15 protein-coding genes are annotated in these 21,040 nt (G+C 38.7%); 10 read left to right on the top strand and 5 right to left on the bottom strand.

Annotated features, from left to right (window positions below):
• Positions 1 to 23: 23 nt before the first annotated feature.
• From rpoB to DRW42_RS08970, 7 genes are all read left to right on the top strand, one after another.
• On the top strand, positions 24 to 3,827 hold the full coding sequence (gene rpoB / locus DRW42_RS09000) for a DNA-directed RNA polymerase subunit beta (RefSeq protein WP_113948501.1): 3,804 nt from the start codon (positions 24 to 26) through the stop codon (positions 3,825 to 3,827).
• Positions 3,828 to 3,915: 88 nt separating this feature from the next.
• On the top strand, positions 3,916 to 8,202 hold the full coding sequence (gene rpoC, locus DRW42_RS08995; protein ID WP_113948500.1) for a DNA-directed RNA polymerase subunit beta': 4,287 nt from the start codon (positions 3,916 to 3,918) through the stop codon (positions 8,200 to 8,202).
• Positions 8,203 to 8,298: 96 nt separating this feature from the next.
• Entirely contained in the window at positions 8,299 to 8,541 is a 243-nt protein-coding gene (locus DRW42_RS08990; RefSeq protein WP_113948499.1) for a hypothetical protein, read from the top strand.
• 192 nt (positions 8,542 to 8,733) lie between these two features.
• Complete coding sequence (locus DRW42_RS08985; RefSeq protein WP_113948498.1) at positions 8,734 to 10,467, top strand: glycoside hydrolase domain-containing protein; 1,734 nt, start codon at positions 8,734 to 8,736, stop codon at positions 10,465 to 10,467.
• Between the two features lie 76 nt (positions 10,468 to 10,543).
• The gene (locus tag DRW42_RS08980) at positions 10,544 to 10,855 is read left to right on the top strand and encodes a DUF3467 domain-containing protein (RefSeq protein WP_113948497.1); all 312 of its coding nucleotides are present in this window, start codon (positions 10,544 to 10,546) and stop codon (positions 10,853 to 10,855) included.
• 77 nt (positions 10,856 to 10,932) lie between these two features.
• Entirely contained in the window at positions 10,933 to 12,156 is a 1,224-nt protein-coding gene (locus DRW42_RS08975) for an OmpP1/FadL family transporter (RefSeq protein ID WP_113948496.1), read from the top strand.
• Between the two features lie 11 nt (positions 12,157 to 12,167).
• The gene (locus DRW42_RS08970; RefSeq protein WP_113948561.1) at positions 12,168 to 13,460 is read left to right on the top strand and encodes an SGNH/GDSL hydrolase family protein; all 1,293 of its coding nucleotides are present in this window, start codon (positions 12,168 to 12,170) and stop codon (positions 13,458 to 13,460) included.
• Positions 13,461 to 13,515: 55 nt separating this feature from the next.
• Here the strand turns inward: DRW42_RS08970 and miaA are convergent, their stop codons facing one another.
• The 4 genes from miaA to DRW42_RS08950 all read right to left on the bottom strand — a co-directional run bounded on the left by miaA (position 13,516) and on the right by DRW42_RS08950 (position 17,309).
• Positions 13,516 to 14,424, bottom strand: coding sequence for a tRNA (adenosine(37)-N6)-dimethylallyltransferase MiaA (gene miaA / locus DRW42_RS08965; protein WP_113948495.1), 909 nt, complete (start codon positions 14,422 to 14,424; stop codon positions 13,516 to 13,518).
• Positions 14,425 to 14,499: 75 nt separating this feature from the next.
• Entirely contained in the window at positions 14,500 to 15,147 is a 648-nt protein-coding gene (locus DRW42_RS08960) for an IS1096 element passenger TnpR family protein (RefSeq protein WP_113948560.1), read from the bottom strand.
• Between the two features lie 99 nt (positions 15,148 to 15,246).
• Positions 15,247 to 16,653, bottom strand: coding sequence for a CCA tRNA nucleotidyltransferase (locus tag DRW42_RS08955; RefSeq protein ID WP_113948494.1), 1,407 nt, complete (start codon positions 16,651 to 16,653; stop codon positions 15,247 to 15,249).
• Positions 16,654 to 16,742: 89 nt separating this feature from the next.
• Positions 16,743 to 17,309 (bottom strand): L-threonylcarbamoyladenylate synthase, encoded by a 567-nt coding sequence (locus tag DRW42_RS08950; protein WP_113948493.1) that lies wholly within the window; start codon positions 17,307 to 17,309, stop codon positions 16,743 to 16,745.
• A 95-nt stretch (positions 17,310 to 17,404) separates the two neighbouring features.
• On the opposite strand from DRW42_RS08950, the gene DRW42_RS08945 reads away from it, so the two are divergent.
• From DRW42_RS08945 to DRW42_RS08935, 3 genes are all read left to right on the top strand, one after another.
• Positions 17,405 to 18,166, top strand: coding sequence for a GLPGLI family protein (locus tag DRW42_RS08945; RefSeq protein ID WP_113948492.1), 762 nt, complete (start codon positions 17,405 to 17,407; stop codon positions 18,164 to 18,166).
• A gap of 103 nt (positions 18,167 to 18,269) precedes the next feature.
• A complete protein-coding gene (locus DRW42_RS08940) occupies positions 18,270 to 18,833 on the top strand; it encodes a DUF4136 domain-containing protein (RefSeq protein WP_113948491.1) in 564 nt (187 codons plus the stop codon).
• Positions 18,834 to 18,996: 163 nt separating this feature from the next.
• A complete protein-coding gene (locus DRW42_RS08935; protein ID WP_113948490.1) occupies positions 18,997 to 19,545 on the top strand; it encodes a DUF4136 domain-containing protein in 549 nt (182 codons plus the stop codon).
• A 280-nt stretch (positions 19,546 to 19,825) separates the two neighbouring features.
• Here the strand turns inward: DRW42_RS08935 and DRW42_RS08930 are convergent, their stop codons facing one another.
• Positions 19,826 to 21,025, bottom strand: coding sequence for a glycosyltransferase family 4 protein (locus tag DRW42_RS08930; protein ID WP_113948489.1), 1,200 nt, complete (start codon positions 21,023 to 21,025; stop codon positions 19,826 to 19,828).
• Positions 21,026 to 21,040: the final 15 nt, after the last annotated feature.

Below are 21,040 nucleotides of genomic sequence, written 5' to 3'. Positions count from 1 at the left end.
TTAAACTAAAATCTTTTAGTCCATTGGCAAAGACAGTCGAACAAAGAGTAAATTTTGCAACTAGTAAGCACATTATAGACTATCCGGATTTTCTGGATGTGCAATTGCAATCATTCAGAGAATTTTTCCAGATAGATACCACTTCAGACGATCGCTCGAGCGAGGGTTTGTTCAAAGTGTTTGCTGAAAACTTTCCAATAACAGATTCAAGAAATATCTTCGTATTAGAGTTTCTTGATTATTTTGTTGATCCGCCACGTTACGATATACACGAGTGTATTGAGCGTGGATTAACCTACAATGTTCCATTAAAAGCAAAGCTTAAGCTTTCTTGTAATGATGTAGAACATGAAGATTTTGAAACCATTATCCAGGATGTGTACTTAGGTACTATCCCGTATATGACACCAAAAGGTACGTTTGTTATCAACGGTGCAGAACGTGTTATCGTTTCGCAATTACACCGTTCTCCGGGTGTGTTCTTCGGCCAGAGCCGTCACACTAACGGAACCAAATTGTATTCGGCACGTGTTATTCCTTTCAAAGGTTCATGGATCGAGTTTGCTACAGACGTTAACAACGTAATGTATGCTTACATCGATCGTAAGAAAAAATTCCCGGTTACCACTTTATTACGTGCTATCGGTTACGATTCTGATAAAGATATCTTGGAACTTTTTGATCTTGCCGACGAAGTAAAAGTTAGCAAATCAGGTTTAAAGAAATACATCGGTCGTAAACTGGCTGCAAGGGTATTGAAAAAATGGGTTGAGGATTTTGTTGATGAAGATACTGGTGAGGTAGTTTCTATCGACCGTAATGAAGTGATTCTTGAAAGAGAAACCGTTTTAGAAGACGAACACATTGATATGGTTATCGAAGCTGGCGTAAAAAGCATCATCTTATCAAAAGAAGATGGCGCAAGTCAGGCTGATTATACCATTATATATAATACATTACAGAAAGATACATCAAACTCTGAGAAAGAAGCTGTTGAAAACATCTACCGTGCTTTGCGTAACGCAGAACCACCTGATGAGGAAACTGCACGTGGTATCATTGATCGTTTATTCTTCTCGGATAAACGTTACGATTTAGGAGATGTTGGTCGTTACCGCATCAACCGTAAATTAAAAATGAATACCCCTGATGAGGTTAAAGTATTAACAAAAGCGGATATTATCGCGATTGTAAAATACCTGATCAAACTGATCAACTCAAAAGAAGAGGTGGATGATATCGATCACTTATCTAACCGTCGTGTACGTACGGTAGGTGAGCAGTTGTACGCACAATTTGGTGTTGGTTTAGCCCGTATGGCCAGAACAATCCGTGAGCGTATGAACATTCGCGATAACGAGGTGTTTACACCAACTGATTTGATTAATGCCCGTACATTATCATCGGTTATCAACTCTTTCTTTGGTACCAACCAGTTATCTCAGTTCATGGATCAAACCAATCCATTGGCAGAGATTACACACAAACGCCGTTTATCGGCCCTAGGTCCAGGTGGTTTATCGCGTGAGCGTGCCGGTTTCGAGGTACGTGACGTTCACTATACCCACTATGGTCGTTTATGTACCATTGAAACTCCAGAGGGACCAAACATTGGTTTGATTTCATCACTTTGTGTGCATGCAAAAATTAACAATTTAGGTTTCATTGAAACACCGTATAAACGTGTTGAAGAAGGTAAAGTAGTTGTAGATTCGGACGTTATTTATTTATCTGCTGAGGATGAAGATGGTAAAACCATCGCTCAGGCCAATGCAGAGTATGATGATAAAGGTAACTTTACCACACCACGTGTTAAAGCACGTTACGAGGGTGACTTCCCGATTATTGAGCCTGAGAAATTAGACTTAATGGACGTTGCGCCAAACCAGATTACTTCAATCGCTGCTTCGTTGATTCCGTTCTTAGAACATGATGATGCGAACAGGGCTTTGATGGGATCGAACATGCAACGTCAGGCCGTGCCGTTGTTACGTCCTGAAGCACCTATTGTTGGTACAGGTTTAGAAGGTCGCGTTGCACGCGATTCAAGAACTTTGATCAACGCGGAAGGTGATGGTATTGTTGAATATGTAGATGCTAACGAAATCACTATTAAATATGAGCGTAACGAAGATGATCGTTTAGTTTCATTCGAAGGTGATAGCAAAACTTACCGTTTAATCAAGTTCAAAAAAACCAACCAGAATACTTGTATCAACTTAAAACCAATCGTTAAGAAAGGTCAGAAAGTTACTAAAGGACAAGTGCTTTGCGAAGGTTATGCAACTCAGAACGGTGAACTGGCATTAGGTAGAAACCTTAAAGTGGCATTCATGCCTTGGCAGGGTTTCAACTTTGAGGATGCGATTGTAATCAACGAGCGTATTGTTCGTGACGACGTTTTCACTTCATTGCATATTGAAGAGTTTGAATTAGAGGTACGTGATACTAAACGTGGAGAAGAGGAATTAACACCCGATATCCCTAACGTTTCTGAAGAGGCTACTAAAGACCTTGATGAAAATGGTATTATCCGTATTGGTGCTGATGTAAAAGAAGGTGATATTTTAATTGGTAAGATCACTCCAAAAGGAGAATCTGATCCTTCACCAGAGGAAAAATTACTACGTGCAATCTTTGGTGATAAAGCAGGTGATGTTAAAGATGCGTCTTTAAAAACTCCTCCTTCAATCCAGGGTGTGGTAATCGATACCAAATTATTCAGCCGTGCTAAGAAAACTACAAAAGCTGAAGAAAAATCGGCAATTGAGAAATTAGACAAAGGATATAACAATATCACTGAGAAATTAAAAGCAGAACTGGTAGACAAGTTGTTCGCTATTGTAAACGGAAAAACATCTCAGGGTGTATTCAACATTTACAAAGAACTTTTGGTTGCAAAAGGTGCTAAATTTACTCAGAAAATTTTAGCAGAACTTGATTATAACCACATCAGCCCTAACAAATGGACTACTGATGATGATAAAAACGAGTTGATTAAAATGTTGCTTCACAACTACGGTATCCGTGTTAACGAAGAACTTGGAGCTTACAAACGCGATAAATTTGCGATTAGTGTAGGTGATGAGCTTCCATCAGGTATTGTACAGATGGCAAAAGTTTATGTTGCTAAAAAACGTAAATTAAAAGTAGGTGATAAAATGGCAGGTCGCCACGGTAACAAAGGTATTGTTGCACGTATTGTACGTGATGAAGATATGCCTTTCTTAGCTGATGGTAGCCCGGTTGATATCGTGTTGAACCCACTGGGTGTACCTTCACGTATGAACCTTGGTCAGATCTACGAAACCATTTTAGCCTGGGCTGGTCAGGAGTTGGGTGTTAAATTTGCAACCCCGATTTTTGATGGTGCTACCCACGATGAAGTGGAAGAGTGGATTGCAAAAGCCGGTGTTCCTGCTTCAGGAAAAACCTACTTATACAATGGTTTAACAGGTGAGCGTTTCGATCAGACTACAACAGTAGGTATTATTTACATGCTGAAACTAGGTCACATGGTTGATGATAAGATGCACGCCCGTTCAATCGGACCATACTCATTAATTACACAACAACCTTTGGGTGGTAAAGCCCAGTTCGGTGGTCAGCGTTTTGGTGAGATGGAGGTTTGGGCATTAGAGGCATTCGGTGCAGCTAACATCCTTCAGGAGATCTTAACCGTTAAGTCGGATGATGTGATCGGAAGGGCCAAAACTTACGAAGCCATTGTTAAAGGTGAAAACCTACCAACTCCAGGTGTGCCAGAATCGTTTAACGTATTGGTACATGAGTTACGCGGTTTAGGTTTAGATATTACGTTAGACTAAGTATTGAGTATTAAAGTATCGAGTATCAAGATTGGATTACATATCTTGATACTCGATACTAAGTACTTGCTACTACAAACAAAAGCATATGTCTTACAAAAAGGATAATAAATTAAAAAGCAATTTCACATCCATTACCATTAGCTTATCGTCTCCGGAAATTATTCTGGAACGTTCGAGCGGTGAGGTGTTGAAACCAGAAACCATTAACTACCGTACTTACAAGCCAGAACGTGATGGTTTGTTCTGTGAGCGTATTTTTGGTCCGGTAAAAGATTACGAATGTCATTGCGGTAAATACAAACGTATCCGTTATAAAGGTATTGTTTGCGATCGTTGTGGTGTTGAAGTAACAGAGAAAAAAGTACGTCGTGAGCGTATGGGGCACATCGCTTTGGTGGTTCCTGTAGCGCACATCTGGTACTTCCGCTCTTTACCAAACAAAATCGGTTATTTATTAGGTTTACCTACTAAAAAACTTGATTTAATTATCTATTACGAGCGTTACGTAGTTATCCAATCGGGCTTAATGGCCGAAGAAGGTATCAACTATATGGACTTCTTAACTGAGGAAGAATATTTAGATATCTTAGATAAATTACCTAAAGAAAATCAATATTTAGATGATAAAGATCCTAATAAATTCATCGCCAAAATGGGTGCTGAAGCATTAGAAGATTTATTAAAACGTATTGATTTAGATACATTATCTTACGATTTACGTCACCAGGCTGCTAACGAAACTTCTCAGCAACGTAAAAATGAGGCTTTAAAACGTCTTCAGGTTGTAGAAGCTTTCCGTGGTGCAAATACACGTATCGAAAACCGCCCTGAGTGGATGATCGTGAAAATCGTTCCGGTTATTCCACCTGAATTACGTCCTTTAGTTCCTTTAGAAGGTGGCCGTTTCGCTACTTCCGACCTAAATGATTTATACCGTCGTGTAATTATCCGTAACAACCGTTTAAAACGTTTGATCGAGATTAAAGCACCAGAGGTAATTTTACGTAACGAGAAACGTATGTTGCAGGAAGCTGTAGATTCGTTATTCGATAACTCACGTAAAGTTAACGCGGTAAAAACTGAAGGTAACCGTGCTTTGAAATCACTTTCAGATATCCTGAAAGGTAAACAAGGTCGTTTCCGTCAGAACTTATTAGGTAAACGTGTGGATTATTCAGCACGTTCGGTAATTGTTGTAGGCCCTAGCCTTAAATTACACGAGTGCGGTATTCCTAAAGATATGGCTGCTGAGCTTTACAAACCATTCATCATCCGTAAGATGATTGAGCGTGGTGTGGTAAAAACAGTAAAATCAGCCAAGAAAATTGTTGATAGAAAAGATCCTTTAGTTTGGGATATCCTTGAGAACGTGTTAAAAGGTCACCCGGTATTATTAAACCGTGCACCTACGCTACACAGATTAGGTATTCAGGCTTTCCAGCCAAAATTAATTGAAGGAAAAGCAATCCAGTTACACCCACTAGTTTGTACTGCATTCAACGCCGATTTTGATGGTGACCAGATGGCTGTGCACTTACCGTTAGGTAACGCAGCAATTTTGGAAGCCCAGGTATTAATGTTGGCAGCTCACAACATCCTGAACCCTGCAAACGGTACGCCAATTACAGTACCTTCTCAGGATATGGTTTTGGGTCTTTATTACATTACTAAAGGCCGCAGAACTGACGAAACAAGGGTTGTAAAAGGACAGGATTCGAATTTCTATTCTCCGGAAGAAGTGATTATTGCTTATAACGAGAAAGAATTAGACTTGCACGCATTTATCAAAGTAAGAGTAAATGTGAAGCAAAATGATGGTTCTATCGTTAATAAATTAACTGAAACCACTGTTGGTAGGGTATTATTCAACCAAATGGTTCCGGAAGAAGTAGGTTATATCAACGAGTTATTAACTAAAAAATCGTTAAGAGATATTATCGGTGAAGTAGTAAAAATGACCGGTATGGCCCGTGCTTCTCAATTCTTGGATGACATTAAAGAATTAGGTTTCAAAATGGCATTCCAGGGAGGTTTATCGTTCAACTTACAGGACGTAAACATTCCGGTTGAGAAACATACTTTATTAGAGCAGGCTGCTAACGAGGTTGAAGAGGTAAGAAACAACTATAACATGGGTTTCATTACCAACAACGAGCGTTACAACCAGATCATCGATATCTGGACCCGTATCAACAACAGGTTAACTACTTTCGTTATGAACCAGTTATCTAGCGATAACCAAGGTTTTAACTCGGTATACATGATGCTTGATTCAGGAGCCCGTGGTTCTAAAGAGCAGATTCGTCAGCTTTGCGGAATGAGGGGATTGATGGCTAAGCCTCAAAAATCAGGTTCAGGTGGTGATATTATCGAAAACCCGATCTTATCAAACTTTAAAGAAGGATTATCGGTATTAGAGTACTTTATCTCTACCCACGGTGCCCGTAAAGGTTTGGCGGATACGGCGTTAAAAACAGCCGATGCGGGTTACTTAACCCGTCGTTTACATGATGTTGCTCAGGATATGATCGTTAACGATTCAGATTGTGGTACTTTAAGAGGTATGTACACAACTGCATTGAAAGATAACGAAGATATTGTTGAACCATTATATGAGCGTATTTTAGGCCGTACTTCATTACATGATGTTTACAACCCGTTAAACGGTGAACTTTTAGTTTCTGCTGGTCAGGATATCGACGAGGATTTAGCTAAAATCATCGAAGAATCACCTCTTGAAGGTATCGAGATCCGTTCGGTATTAACCTGCGAATCTAAACGTGGTGTTTGTGCATTATGTTATGGCCGTAACCTGGCCTCAGGTAAACGTGTTCAAAGAGGAGAGGCTGTAGGTGTAATTGCTGCACAGTCTATCGGTGAGCCGGGTACACAGTTAACACTTCGTACTTTCCACGTGGGTGGTACGGCATCAAACATTGCTGCCGAATCAAACATCGTAGCTAAATTTGATGGTGTTATCGAATTCGAAAACATCCGTACAGTAGATACAGAAACTGAAGATGGTAAAGTACAGGTTGTATTGGGCCGTTCAGGTGAGTTCAGGATTGTTGAGCCAGGTTCTGGTCGTGTGATCGTAACCAACAACATCCCTTACGGTGCATTCTTATTTGTTAAAGAAGGCGATAAATTAACTAAAGGCGACAAAATTTGTTCATGGGATCCGTACAACGCGGTTATCATTTCAGAATTTGCGGGTAAAGCACAGTTCGATGCCATTATCGAAGGTGTAACTTTCCGTGAAGAATCTGATGAGCAAACCGGTCACCGTGAAAAAGTAATTATCGATACACGTGATAAAACTAAAAACCCTTCTGTTCAGATTGTTGACAAGAAAGGTGAATTTATCAAAGGTTATAACATTCCGGTAGGTGCCCACGTTTCAGTTGATGAAGGTGAAACTATCCAAACTGGTCAGATTATCGCTAAAATTCCTCGTGCTACTGGTAAAACCAGGGATATTACGGGTGGTTTACCTCGTGTAACCGAGTTATTCGAGGCACGTAACCCATCTAACCCAGCCGTAGTAACTGAAATTGATGGTGTAGTAACCTTAGGTGGCGTTAAACGTGGTAACCGTGAGATTACAATCGAATCGAAAGATGGTGAAGTTAAAAAATATCTTGTTCCATTGTCTAAACACATCCTTGTACAGGATAATGACTTTGTGAAAGCAGGTATGCCTTTATCAGATGGTTCAATTTCTCCTGCAGATATCTTATCAATCAAAGGCCCGGCAGCGGTTCAGGAATATCTTGTGAATGGTATTCAGGAGGTTTACCGTTTGCAAGGTGTGAAAATTAATGATAAGCACTTCGAGGTAATTGTTCACCAGATGATGCAGAAAGTTCACATCGAAGATCCGGGAGATACCATTTTCTTAGAAAACAACGCTGTAGACCGTTGGGATTTTGCAGAAGAGAATGATGCGATGTACGACAAAAAAGTTGTTGAAGACGCCGGTGACTCTACAGATTTCAAACCAGGTCAGATTGTTTCATTACGCAGATTAAGAGACGAAAATTCTCAATTGAAACGTAAAGATTTGAAACAGATCACGGTTAGAGATGCAAGACCAGCAACTGCAAGTTCTATCCTACAGGGTATTACCCGTGCATCATTAGGTACTAAATCGTTCATTTCTGCGGCTTCGTTCCAGGAAACTACGAAAGTATTAAATGAGGCAGCAATTGCAGGTAAACGCGATAATATGTTAGGCTTGAAAGAAAACGTGATCGTTGGTCACTTAATCCCTTCAGGTACTGGTGTACGTGGTTACGAAAGAATCATCGTTGGTTCTCAAGAAGAATACGATAAATTATTGGCTTCGAAACAAGAAGAAGTAGAAGCTTAATATTTAATCTAAATAGTTTAAAACCCCGGCATTTTGTCGGGGTTTTTTTGTTTGGAATAGATTTTGTAACTTTAATAAATAATAAAAGGTGAACTCATGAGTGTTACTGAAATCCAACTCTTTCAGATTTTAAAGGCTAAGCTAGGCGAACAGGAAGCAGAGCAGTTGGTTTCTTTTGTTAAAGCTGAAGTAAAATCTGAGTTCGACAACAAGCGGGAAGTTTTGGCTACTAAAGAAGATATCTCGAATATGCAGAAAACCATTTATGTTGTTGGATTAATTCAGTTTTTAGCCATTATCGGTTCGGTAATAGGCATTGTGAATTTTATGATTAAATAATTTTTTTTGAATTTGTATAATAGTGAATGCCAAAAATATAAACTTCGCTATCAAAAAAAATAAATACCCTTAATATCCAGGTTAATCTTTATCTACTACCTATCCATTTCGTTACAGTTTATCAAACGTTTGCGCAGAAATTGCTGGCTATGCCTTTAATTTTATTCACTAAGGTTTAATTACTTTAGGTTTATGAAGTTTTTATCAGCCATTTTAATACTGGGTTGTGCCTTGTCTGCCGGTGCCCAGGATGTAAGTTTAACCCTTCAAAAAACAAAGCTACCTGACGCTGCAGCAGTAAACCAGGAGTGGAATAAAGTTACCGGAAGATTGAATGCCGGTTTTGCGAATAGCAATATCAGGTTTACCAGAGAAGTGCCACCTGCAGGTTCCCTTCAAAATGCGTGGAGTGCAAAAGCCTGGAAAGGAGAAAAAATCCATACCCAATTGTTGCTTTGGACTAATACTAAAAATTCAAATATCAGTATCAAGTTTTCCGATCTGAAAGATCAAAAAGGTAATCTCATTAAAAAAGAAAATATTAGTTCAGGATTTCTTAAATATGTAATCACTGATGAATTCAGAGATGGTTGTGGTTACCGCAAAGCTTCAGATTTCGATTCATCTTATGTGGCTGATTTGATCGATACCAAAACACTCAGCATTAACCTCGAAGCCAAAAATACACAGCCTGTTTGGTTAAGTATAAAAATTCCTGCAGGTGCAAAAGTCGGAAATTACATAGGAACTGTTAAAGTAAAAGGTGAAAGAGAGTATAACCTGCCTATAAGTATCGAGGTGCTCAATAAAACTTTGCCTGCGCCGGCTCAATGGAAATATGATCTTGATTTATGGCAACATCCGGCCGCCATTGCCCGTGCACATCAGGTGAAATTATGGAGTGACGAACATTTTGACCTTATAAAACCTTATTACACCATGTTAGCCAATGCCGGGCAGAAAACCATTACAGCGAGTATTGTAAACGAGCCCTGGGGGCATCAAACTTACGATGATTACCCAAGTTTAATCAAGTGGACAAGGAAAAAAGACGGCACCTGGGTTTATGATTACAGCCTGTTTGATAAATATATAACTTTTGTGATGACAACCGGCATTAATGAACGAATTAACTGCTACAGTATGGTGCCATGGAAAATTGCTTTTAGCTATTGGGACGAAGCTGCTCAAAAGGAAGCCGTTTTTACTGAAGCTATCGGAACACCTGGATATAATACATTTTGGAAAAATATGCTTGCCGATTTTACCAAACATCTGAAAGCAAAAAACTGGTTCTCTAAAACCTATATCGCGATGGATGAACGCCCGATGAAAGCCATGCAGGCAGTAATTAAATTATTAAAAAGTGTGGATTTAAATTGGAAAATTGCACTTGCAGGAGAATATCATCAGGAAATCGAAGCAGATATTGATAATTATTGCATTGCCTCTAAATGGGAATTCCCAGCAGATATACTGCAGAAACGAAATAAAGAAGGCAAAATAAGCACCTGGTATACTTGTTGTACCGAGCCTTATCCAAATGCATTTAGTTTTTCTTCACCTGCAGAACAGGTATGGATGGGCTGGTACACAGCTAATAAAAATATGGATGGCTATTTGCGCTGGGCCTATAACAGCTGGACAAAAAATCCGTTAACCGATACCCGTTTTACAGCCTGGCCTGCTGGCGATACCTATCAGGTTTATCCTGGTCCCTTATCATCTGTAAGATTTGAGAAATTGATTGAAGGAGGGCAGGATTTTGAGAAAATACGGCAATTGAGATCGTTATATGCTAAAAATAAGAATACTGCAGCACTTGCTGAACTGAATAAAGCTTTAGAAAGTTTTGAGATAAAAGCTTTATCTAAAGTTACTGCAGATGAAATGCTGCAACGTGTTAAACCTTTGTTAAACAAATAATATTAGAAGGAAACAGCTCTTATTGAAATATTCAAATAACTCATATTTTATTTATAAAAACGCTTAGTTTTGTTTTATGGAAGAACAACAAAACGAAAACCAGTTAAATATAGAATTATCAGAAGAAATTGCTGAGGGGATTTTTTCTAACCTTGCGATTATTACCCATTCCAATACCGAATTTGTGTTGGATTTTATCCGCGTAATGCCGGGTATTCCTAAAGCAAAGGTAAAATCAAGGATTATTTTAACTCCTGAGCACGCAAAACGTTTATTATCAGCATTGGAAGACAACATTCAGAAATTTGAAAATATAAATGGCCGTATCAAAATGCAGGAAGAACCGCCTTTTCCAATGGGCTTCGGTGGACCAACTGCGCAAGCGTAAGACAATCAAAATTCTTACAAACAAATATTTGTTTACTATGTTAGCATAGTATATATTTGTGATATAACCATTTATAAATGAAAAAAATTTTATTGAGCGTATTACTTTCTGCCCCACTTTGGGTTTTGGGGCAGGGTTTCCAGGTTAATTTACAAGGTCAGAAACAAATTGGTATGGCTGGTGCAGGTTCTGCGTTGGCTTTAGATGAGGCTTCTGTATTTTACAATCCCGGTGCAGTAACTTTCTTAGAGAAAAACTCAGTTTCAGCAGGAGTAAACCCACTATTGTTTAAATCGGCTTTTAAGCAAAGCGGATCAAACGTCACGGAAAACGTAAAAAATAAAATTGCTCCACCTTTCGAGTTTTATGCCGTTTGGGGACCAAAATCAAATAAGTGGAAACTGGGTTTAGGGGTTTATACTCCTTTTGGTGGTTTGGTAGATTGGGGCGATAACTGGTCAGGTAAGTATGCATTAACCTCACTAAATTTAAAGGCCATTTATTTTCAGCCAACTTTAAGTATTAAAATTACTGACCGCATTGGTATTGGAGCAGGCTTTGTTTATAACCATGGTGATGTAAATCTTCAGAGAGCACTGCCGGTAAATTATCCTGACGGACGTTCTGGTCATGTTACTTTAGATGGTACCGGAAAAGGTTACGGATGGAATGCGGGTTTGTATATTAAAACGCTTAGCAACATCTCATTTGCACTGGTACACAAGTCAAAAGTGATTACTAAATTAGATGGTGGTACCGCCGAATTTGATGTTCCAAATTCATTAAGATCATCCTTTCCGGCAGGCAATACCTTTAATGCTGAATTACCTTTACCAGCAACAACCAGCTTAGGTGTAGGTATTCCATTATCGAAAAGTACTGTTTTGGCATTTGATGCCAGTTGGGTACAATGGCATATTTATAAAGAACTGGCATTTGATTATGCTACCAATACATCAGCTTTGGCCGATACAAAATCGGCGCGTAACTACCGCGATGGTTCATCATTTAAACTGGGTATCAATCATCAGGCATCTGAGAAATTAGCTTTAAGGGCTGGTGTAGGTTACGCTTTTTCTCCTGTTCAGGATGGTTATGTAACACCTGAAGCACCAGATGCTGATCGTTATATTTTAAGTGCGGGTATAGGTTATACACCAACCAGCCATTTCGAGGTAAACGCTTCTTTCTTCTTTGAAGATGTGAAATCGCGTAAACAGAGAAATATCGAAACTGGCTTGGATGGTACTTTTAAAACTTTGGTTTATGCACCAGGTCTTTCGTTAACTTATAAATGGTAGGAGAAATTACAATGAAGAAATATATATTAAATAGTTTCGTAGCTGCTGCCATTCTTTTTACAGCAGCCTGCAAACCAGAAATAGAAACACCAGCAGGTACAACTGCCGGACAAGCTAATTTTAGCAAATACATCGCTGTAGGTAACTCTTTAACCTCGGGGTTTGCTGATGGTGGTTTATACTTAGAGGGACAAAAAGTAGCTTATCCAAACTTAATTGCCGCAAAAATGGCTTCTGTAGGTGGTGGAGCATTTACCTCTCCGTTTTTTACTGATGCGCAAGCTAACGGTTCGGGATATATTTCACTTACTGCTTTAGTAAATGGTACACCAACGTTAACTCCCGTATTAGGTAATGGTTGGCGAGATGCGCCAACAAATAGTCGTTTGTTTAAATATTCGGGTGAAGTACAGAATCTAGGTATTCCAGGTATGCGCGTCGATTTATCTTTCGACCCAACGCTTACTTTTAGCGCCGCTAATCCATATTTTGAGCGTTTACTAACAGATGCTCAGGTAGGTAAAACCAACTATTTTCAGTTCATTCAAGGCAGAAACCATACTTTTTTCTCACTTTGGTTAGGGAATAATGATGTATTGGGTTATGCCACCAATGGTGCAGTTACCGTAACTGGTGATCCAACTACTGTATTAACAGATAAAGTAACGTTTTCATCATTATATTCTAATTTGTTAAATGCTTTAACAGCTGGTGGTCAGAAAGGTATTGTGGCTACCATTCCGGATGTAACAGCTATCCCGTATTTTAATACTGTTAAAGTGTCGTTATTACTTGCTGCTGCTAAAGCTGCTAACCCAGCTGCGCAGGCTGTTTTCATTCAAACCGGAACAGGTGCGGTGAGGGCAGCAACAGATGATGATTTAATCCGTTTACCGTTCCAGTCGGCTGGTTTGTTTGGTCAGGGTGCAATTCCTTACGGTTTACACCCATTAAACCCGATTGCAAGTAACTGGGTATTGGATAAAGACGAAGTAATTAAAGTGAAAGATTATGTAAACAGCTACAACAGCAGCATAAAATCTTTAGCTACAAGTAAAGGTTTAGCCATTGCCGATACCTATGCTTATTTTAATCAGGTTAAAACCGGAATCAATCTTCAGGGAGTTGGCATTAACGCAGCATTTATTACTGGTGGCGCTTTCTCTTTGGATGGTATCCACTTAACCCCACGCGGAAATGCTGTAATTGCTAATGTATTTATTGATGCAATTAACACAAAATATGGTTCTACCGTACCAACCATTGATATTACACAATATAGGGGTGTAAAATTTCCTAATTAATTCTGTTATCTTATTTTTAGAAAGAGGTTTTAACTAACAGTTAAAACCTCTTTTTTTATTTTAATCTTTCATTGATGAGGTCAATAATATGAACTTTTTCCTCCGGCTCAAACCAGTTAATCTCATCATCTCTCCTGAACCAGGTAAGCTGGCGTTTTGCAAAACGGCGGGTATTCTGTTTAATGGCCGCTATGGCTTCATCCAATGATGACTTTCCATCAAAATAATCGAAAATTTCACTATAGCCTACTGTATTTAAGGCATTATACTGCTTAAAAAGTGTTAATGATCTTACTTCTTCCACTAATCCATCTGTAATCATTTTATCAACCCTTTTGTTAATCCTATCGTATAAAACTGCCCTATCCGTATTCAGGCCGATTTTAATAATGTTGAAAGGTCTTTCTTTTTTGGTAGCCGAAAGCATAGAAGAAAGTTTCTGACCGGTTGAAAGGAAAACTTCCAGCCCCCTGATCATCCGCTGTGGGTTCTGCTGATCCACTTTTGCAAAATATTCAGGATCTAGCGCGGCCAATTGACTTTGGATTGCCGCTAAACCTTCTGCCTCAAACTGTTTATTTAATTTTTCCCTGACGGATAAATCAATGTCTGGCATTTCATCCAAACCATTTAGCAGGGCATTTACATACAGGCCAGATCCACCAACCATAACGGCGGTATCGTGCTTTTCAAAAATTTCTTCGAGTTTCTTTAAACCCTCCACCTCAAAATCGCCTGTACTGAACAGTTGCGTGATAGAATGCGAATCGATAAAATGATGTTTTGCTGCTACTAATTCTTTTGCGTCAGGTTTGGCGGTACCTATGGCCATTTCCTTAAAAAACTGACGTGAATCTGCTGAAATAATCTCTGTCCCGAAATGTTGGGCCACTTGAATGGCTAAAGCCGTTTTGCCTATTGCGGTGGGGCCAACAATGGAGATTAAGGTTTTTTTAAGGACCATGGTGTTATTGGTATAAAATAAAAGCTGCCAATTTTATTTGACAGCTTTTTTTTTAAATGAAAATATTATTTATGATTAATAGTCGTCTTTATGGCTATCATCGTCAAAGTTATCACTGTCTGAAAATTCGTCGCCAAATTCGTCTTCTTCACTTTCCTCATCTTCATCCCTTTCTTCTTCATTAATTCCCATTTCGCCCATTGCTTCCAGCTCGTCGGTATCTTCGGGCACAAAATTCATTTCGTTTAGGAAATCGAATTCACTTGCTGCTGCAGCAGCACCTCTCGGATCAACTGCCTGTGGACTGTTCTGCTCCATAATTTTTGGTGCTTCTCCACTGCTTTTAGCTAAAAATGGGTACTCTATATTAGGATCGGCATCTAAAATGATTTTTACCAGTTCTACATGAAAATCATACGGGCGGTCGAAATTATAGGTATAGTAAAATTTTTGATGCGGATCTTCGATAAAACCGCTCAATTTGGAGTTTTCCATTAAAACTACACGGTCTTTTTTACGTTCGCTGGGCAAATAAGCAATTTCATCACCTTTTAACCAATTATCGGTGCTTACGTAAAAAGACGAAGATTTTTCGGCATTATAACCTGTAGATCGGTGGATAGCCCTGTGCAGGTCTTCAAATGTTTGGTTTGATTTAATGTCGATCTCTCTCACAACATCATCAAAATCTTCGAAAGTAATTCTAAATTTATAAATAGCCATTATTGTATTTTGGAACCGTAAAAATAAAGTTAATTTATAATTACCACAAACATCAAATGCCATAAATGGTATCCTGATTTTGTGGCTGGGACAATTAAATTATTTATTAACAGGATTTAATCCCATTTGTTTTGCCTGATTGAGCATAAAATCGAATGCTTCCTGATAGTCGTTTTTGATATCACCTTCTAATATGGCTTCTCGGATGGCATTTTTAATAATGCCCACTTCTTTTCCTGCTTCAAGCCCGAAAGTTTCCATAATATTGTTACCAGTAATAGGAGGTTGCCAGTTTCTGATTTTATCGCGTTCTTCTACATCTTTGAGCTTTTGTTTTACCAGTTCAAAGTTGTTTCTGTATTTTGTTTTTTTGTACTCGTTTTTGGTGGTTACATCAGCATTACATAGTAACATCAGGCTTTCAATTTCTTCGCCGGCATCAAAAAGCAACCTTCTTACAGCCGAATCGGTTACGGTTTCCTGTGCTAAAACAATCGGACGCAGGTGAAGCTGTACCAGTTTTTGCACATACTTCATTTTTTCATTTAATGGAAGTTTTAACTGTGCAAAGATCTTCGGAACCATCCGTGCACCACGGTCTTCATGTCCGTGAAATGTCCAGCCGTGTCCTTCTTCAAAACGTTTGGTGGCCGGTTTGGCAATATCATGCAGAATGGCGGCCCAGCGCAACCATAAATCGTCGGTATCAGCACAGATATTGTCGAGCACTTCTAAAGTATGGTAAAAATTATCTTTATGACCTTTGCCTTTAATAATTTCCACACCATACAACTGAGCCATTTGAGGGAAAATGAGGTGCAATAAACCTGTATCAAAAAGATGTTTAAAACCTACTGATGGTTTTTTAGACAGGATGATTTTATTCATCTCATCGGTAATGCGTTCTTTCGAAACAATACTGATGCGCTGTTTCTGTGTTTTAATCGCATTAAGCGCTGCCGGATCGATATCAAAATTGAGCTGTGATGCAAAACGGATAGCCCGCATCATGCGCAAAGGATCATCGGAAAATGTAATTTCCGGATCGAGCGGTGTGCGGATCAGTTTATTTTCTAAATCTTTAATTCCGTCAAACGGATCTAAAAGCTCGCCAAAGTGTTCGGCATTTAAGTTAATGGCCAGTGCATTGATGGTAAAATCCCTGCGGAGCTGGTCGTCTTCCAAAGTGCCATCCTCAACAATGGGCTTGCGCGAATCAGAACGGTAAGATTCTTTTCTGGCCCCTACAAATTCGACTTCTAAATCCTGGTATTTGATATTGGCTGTCCCAAAATTCTTAAATACAGCTACTTTGGTATTTAATTTACGGGCAACAGCCTCAGCATATCCGATTCCGCTGCCTACCACAACTACATCGATATCTTTTGACGGGCGGCTTAAAAACAGATCGCGTACAAAGCCACCGATTACATAAGCTTCGGTATTACTCTTATCTGCTATTGATGATAAGGTTTTAAATATAGGGTGTTGTAGGTGTTGCTGCATGAATGGGTTACTTATGCCGTGCTATTTTAAGAAGATTAAAGAGATCCTGGTTATTTTCAGTCGACAATAATAATTACAAATTAATAAAATTATCTGCGGATAAATTCAAACTGCCCGCCGGGAGAAAGTTTCATGATTGTTGATGGTTTTCTGCTGGTCCGGTTTTCCTGCTCAAAGTCTACCACGTAGTCAACGGCATCGATAATTGCCGGATCAATATCGTCAAAGAATTTTGGAGAAGGTTGCCCGCTTAAATTAGCTGAGGTAGAAACAATCGGTTTTCTGAAACGCTGGATGAGAGGCGTGCAAAAGTCGTGTTTAACAATCCTGATCCCCACACTACCATCTGCATTAATTACGTTCGGCGCGAGATTTTTTGCATCAGAAAAAATGATTGTTAAAGGATTTTCTGCGTATTCAATCAGATCATAAGCTACATCCGGTATTTCGGTAACATAGCCCTGCAGTTTGCTGTCTACATCCAATAATACAATCAGGCTTTTTTCAGCCGGACGGTTTTTTATTTTAAGCACCTTTTCTACCGCTTCGGGATTAGTGGCATCGCAGCCTATACCCCAAATGGTGTCGGTAGGGTAGAGGATAACCCCGCCTGATTTTAATACTTCAAAAGCTTTGTTAATCTCATCTCTTAGCATCCTGCAAAGTTAATCTATTAAGAGGAAGTTAAATAATGTTAATCTCCGGTTTTTACCCTCCCAACTTCATATTTTTAAACAAACGCTAAATTAATATGAAAAAAATAATAGTTATCACGATTTTCTTTTGCCTGTCTAAAGTGGTTGTTGCCCAAAAAAAGATCATTTTTCATTATAGGAATATCGAAAACCTAAATGGAAGAACTAGTGATATAAAATTGGAGCAATACTTTTGCAATGGGAAGTCTTTAGAAATGCCAGTTGTAAATAAAAGCTTAAAGAATGATTCTTCCTATGCTGAAGATGAAACGAATACTAAAAGGGTAATAGTTGATGATCTAAAACGTATGCCATTTATCTTGAAATCAACCCATAGTACCGGTCTTATTTATGCTGAAAATATCTGGCTAAAGAATACGTTCTTGGCTTTCGATACGCTAAATAATTTTAACTGGAAAATATCAAATGAAAAGAAAAAGATCAATAATGAAATCTGTACAAAAGCTGAAACCGATTTTAGAGGGCGCAGATATATTGCTTGGTTTAAAAGAGACAATTTAACTAAAATTGGTCCATGGAAATTTGGTGGCTTGCCTGGAATTATATTTCAAGTATACGACAATGAAAATATTTACAGTTATACCTTAGAAAATATTGAATATGTTGATCAGTTTCCAGTAGAGTTAAAAATACCCGATGCTTATGCTAACGATGAAAAAATTAGCCATGGCACATTTATTTCTAAATGGAAAGCTAATAAAAGGGATTTGGAAAAAGATAATAATGTTGTCAATTATACATTAACAGGTTCAACAAATATTAAAAATATAGTTGCCCAGATAAAAGAACTATATTGATTTTACACACGTAATCTATTCTTTATCATTTATTTAATGCCAGATATGTGTTTTACTAAAATAAACTAGTATTTTAGTAATAGGTTATTAAATAAAACATAAAATGAAACACACACTGAAATGGGGTATGCTGTTTACTATTGTAATGGCATTTACCAGTTGTATTACTGTGCTTACTGCATCAGATTACGACAAAAAAATCGATTTTTCTAAGTTAAAATCCTTTGCTTATTTCGAAAAAGGAATTGACCGGTTGGAACTGAACAACCTCGATAAACCGCGAATGTTGGAAGCGGTTGAAAGCGCTGTGCTAAAAAAGGGCTTTACAAAATCGGATCGCCCCGATTTTTTAATCAATGTGGTAGTGCTGGTCAATACTAATACAAGGGCCGATTGGGGTTATAGTGGTGGCGGTTACCAATGGGATGCAACAGCTTCGTCTTATCAATGGAAAGAATCACAATTTGGACCTTTAGGTACCAATAACCAATACCAGAACGGCACCATTATTATCGATTTTTTAAATCCCGAAACAAAGGCAATTATGTGGCATGGAATAGGATCGGGATTTAATTTTGATGATTATGAAAACAGGGAACAAAGGATAAATCTGGCTGTTAAACAAATTTTACAGGAGTATCCGCCCTATGCCAGGCAGGAGATTTAATCCGATTGTAAAATATTTACGCTGAGTAACATAGCGTCAAAACATTATGAAATAGAAATCGTTGTACAGATAACAATCTGATTGTAAAAAATGTTAAATGATTTCCATTTGATTTTCGAAATCGTTATATTTATGTCAGGTTATTTATACAACAGCGCACAAAATGAGAACAGCACAAAAATTATTAATGCTTTTTACAGTGGTATTGGCATTAGCCGGATGTACAACACTCCGCACCGCATCAGATTATGATAAAAATGTTGATTTAAGCGGTTACAAAACTTACAACTTTTACGATAAAGGAATAGAGCGTGTTAAGTTAAACAACCTTGATAAGCGCAGGTTACTGGCTGCTGTTGAGGCAGAAATGAATGCCAAAGGATTTACTAAGTCGGCAAAGCCTGATTTACTGGTTAACCTGGTAGTTGTTGCAAGAGAAAAAACTGATGTTTATGGTCCTGCTTACTACGGTGGCTGGGGCTGGGGCTGGGGCGGCTGGCGAGGAGGCTGGGGCGGCGGTACCTATGTAAACCAATATATCGACGGTACAATCATTATCGACTTTCTGGATCCTGCTAAAAAGATTTTATTCTGGCACGGACAGGGATCAGGTTTTAACCTCGATAACTTTAATAAAAGAGAACAACGTTTATATACAGGCGTAAAAGAAATATTAGCACAATATCCACCAAATGTAACTGCTGCTAAATAAGTTTTAAGGTTAAGATAACAGAAAGGGCTGTTGAATTTTTAAATAAATTCCGGCCCTTTTTCTTTTTTAAAGAATCTAGGGGGTATAAATAGATGCTGAAGCTGAAAAATCTGGTTTTTAATATTTTGAAAAGCAGGGGCAGTGCTGCTGTTAATCGTTAGTCCTGCCAATGCTGCAAGTCCTCTCCCGATGAAAAATCGGGATGCGGGCTTTCCGCGAATGTCAGGTTTAAATTTGACTAGACTGTGGTAAAAACAAGAAGTTCAATAGAAGTTTTAATTTAAAGGGCTTGATAACAATCCATCAATTGCTGCGTTACAAGGGCGCTGTTAAATTTTTGAACAAATTCCAATCCTTTTTCTTTCATCTCTCTCTGGAGCTGCGGGTTTTCAATAATCTGGTTAATGGCTTTTGCCAGTCCAGTAGCGTCGGTTGGCGAAACATATAAACTATTCGGCCCGCCAGCTTCCTCCAGGCACGAACCTGTAGCTGCAACCACCGGAATGCCCGAATACAATGCTTCGATAATGGGAATGCCGAAACCTTCGTAAAATGAAGGATAAACAAAAATATTAGCCATTTGATATATACCCGGCAGATCGGCAAATGGAATGTTTTTCAAAAATATAACCCTGTTTTTAAGGCCAAGTTTTTCGATTTCTTTTTCGACGGTTTTAAAATAAGCTGTTTGTTTGCCTATCACCACTAATTTATATTCTTCATCTACCTCTTTTAAAGCCTGGACTGCCAATTTTAAATTCTTCCGCTCTTCAATAGTGCCCACATTAAGAATGTACTTATCTGGCAGTTTGTAAGTGGCCCTGATGCGACTTAAGGTTTCTGTAGCGAAAGGCGTTTTAAAACTGTCATCACAGCTCTGGTAAATCACTTCAATTTTTTCAGGACTAATTCCGTATAAATCAATAATATCTTCCTTTGTTTTTTCGCTGATGGCAATAATTTTATTGGCACGTTTACAGGCAGACTTGCTTTTCCACTCGTATAATTTCCGGTCGATAAATTTGTAGTATTGTGGGAAACGCAGGAAAATCAGGTCGTGAATGGTAACGATTGATTTAATTCTGGTGTGCTGTATGGCTAAAGGTATTTCATGGCTCAGGCCGTGATAAATCTGAACTTCATCACGAACAAGGTCTTTAAGGATATTCAGGCTTCGCCAGAGAAAACTTCCGTTTTGGGGTAACTTGAGTTCGATATTTTCTTTTTCAAAAAACGCATCGATCTGTTTGGCCGGCTTTACTTTCGGAGAATAAACCAGGTACTGATTTTGAGGAAACTGAACGGCCAGATGCTCAATTAACGACCGGCTGTAATTGCCCAGTCCGGTTAAGTTATTAGCGGCACGTTTGCCATCGTATCCTATTCTAAGCCTAAAGCTTAAAGCCGAAAGACCAAAGCTTGATCGCTCAAGTTCAGTACTTTCGGCTTTATGATTATGAGTTTCGCTTTCAGCTTTCACCTTTTTGCTTTCAGC

The organism is Pedobacter miscanthi (assembly GCF_003315595.1).
Lineage (GTDB): Bacteria > Bacteroidota > Bacteroidia > Sphingobacteriales > Sphingobacteriaceae > Pedobacter > Pedobacter miscanthi.
The sequence above is the reverse complement of the archived record's forward strand: the minus strand, read 5'-3'. Positions and strand labels throughout refer to the sequence as shown.

Coding starts and splice junctions, on each gene's coding strand:
- rpoC (WP_113948500.1), top strand. CDS start 3,916: ATGTCTTACAAAAAGGATAATAAATTAAAAAGCAATTTCACATCCATT.
- DRW42_RS08990 (WP_113948499.1), top strand. CDS start 8,299: ATGAGTGTTACTGAAATCCAACTCTTTCAGATTTTAAAGGCTAAGCTA.
- DRW42_RS08985 (WP_113948498.1), top strand. CDS start 8,734: ATGAAGTTTTTATCAGCCATTTTAATACTGGGTTGTGCCTTGTCTGCC.
- DRW42_RS08980 (WP_113948497.1), top strand. CDS start 10,544: ATGGAAGAACAACAAAACGAAAACCAGTTAAATATAGAATTATCAGAA.
- DRW42_RS08975 (WP_113948496.1), top strand. CDS start 10,933: ATGAAAAAAATTTTATTGAGCGTATTACTTTCTGCCCCACTTTGGGTT.
- DRW42_RS08970 (WP_113948561.1), top strand. CDS start 12,168: ATGAAGAAATATATATTAAATAGTTTCGTAGCTGCTGCCATTCTTTTT.
- miaA (WP_113948495.1), bottom strand. CDS start 14,424: ATGGTCCTTAAAAAAACCTTAATCTCCATTGTTGGCCCCACCGCAATA.
- DRW42_RS08960 (WP_113948560.1), bottom strand. CDS start 15,147: ATGGCTATTTATAAATTTAGAATTACTTTCGAAGATTTTGATGATGTT.
- DRW42_RS08955 (WP_113948494.1), bottom strand. CDS start 16,653: ATGCAGCAACACCTACAACACCCTATATTTAAAACCTTATCATCAATA.
- DRW42_RS08950 (WP_113948493.1), bottom strand. CDS start 17,309: ATGCTAAGAGATGAGATTAACAAAGCTTTTGAAGTATTAAAATCAGGC.
- DRW42_RS08945 (WP_113948492.1), top strand. CDS start 17,405: ATGAAAAAAATAATAGTTATCACGATTTTCTTTTGCCTGTCTAAAGTG.
- DRW42_RS08940 (WP_113948491.1), top strand. CDS start 18,270: ATGAAACACACACTGAAATGGGGTATGCTGTTTACTATTGTAATGGCA.
- DRW42_RS08935 (WP_113948490.1), top strand. CDS start 18,997: ATGAGAACAGCACAAAAATTATTAATGCTTTTTACAGTGGTATTGGCA.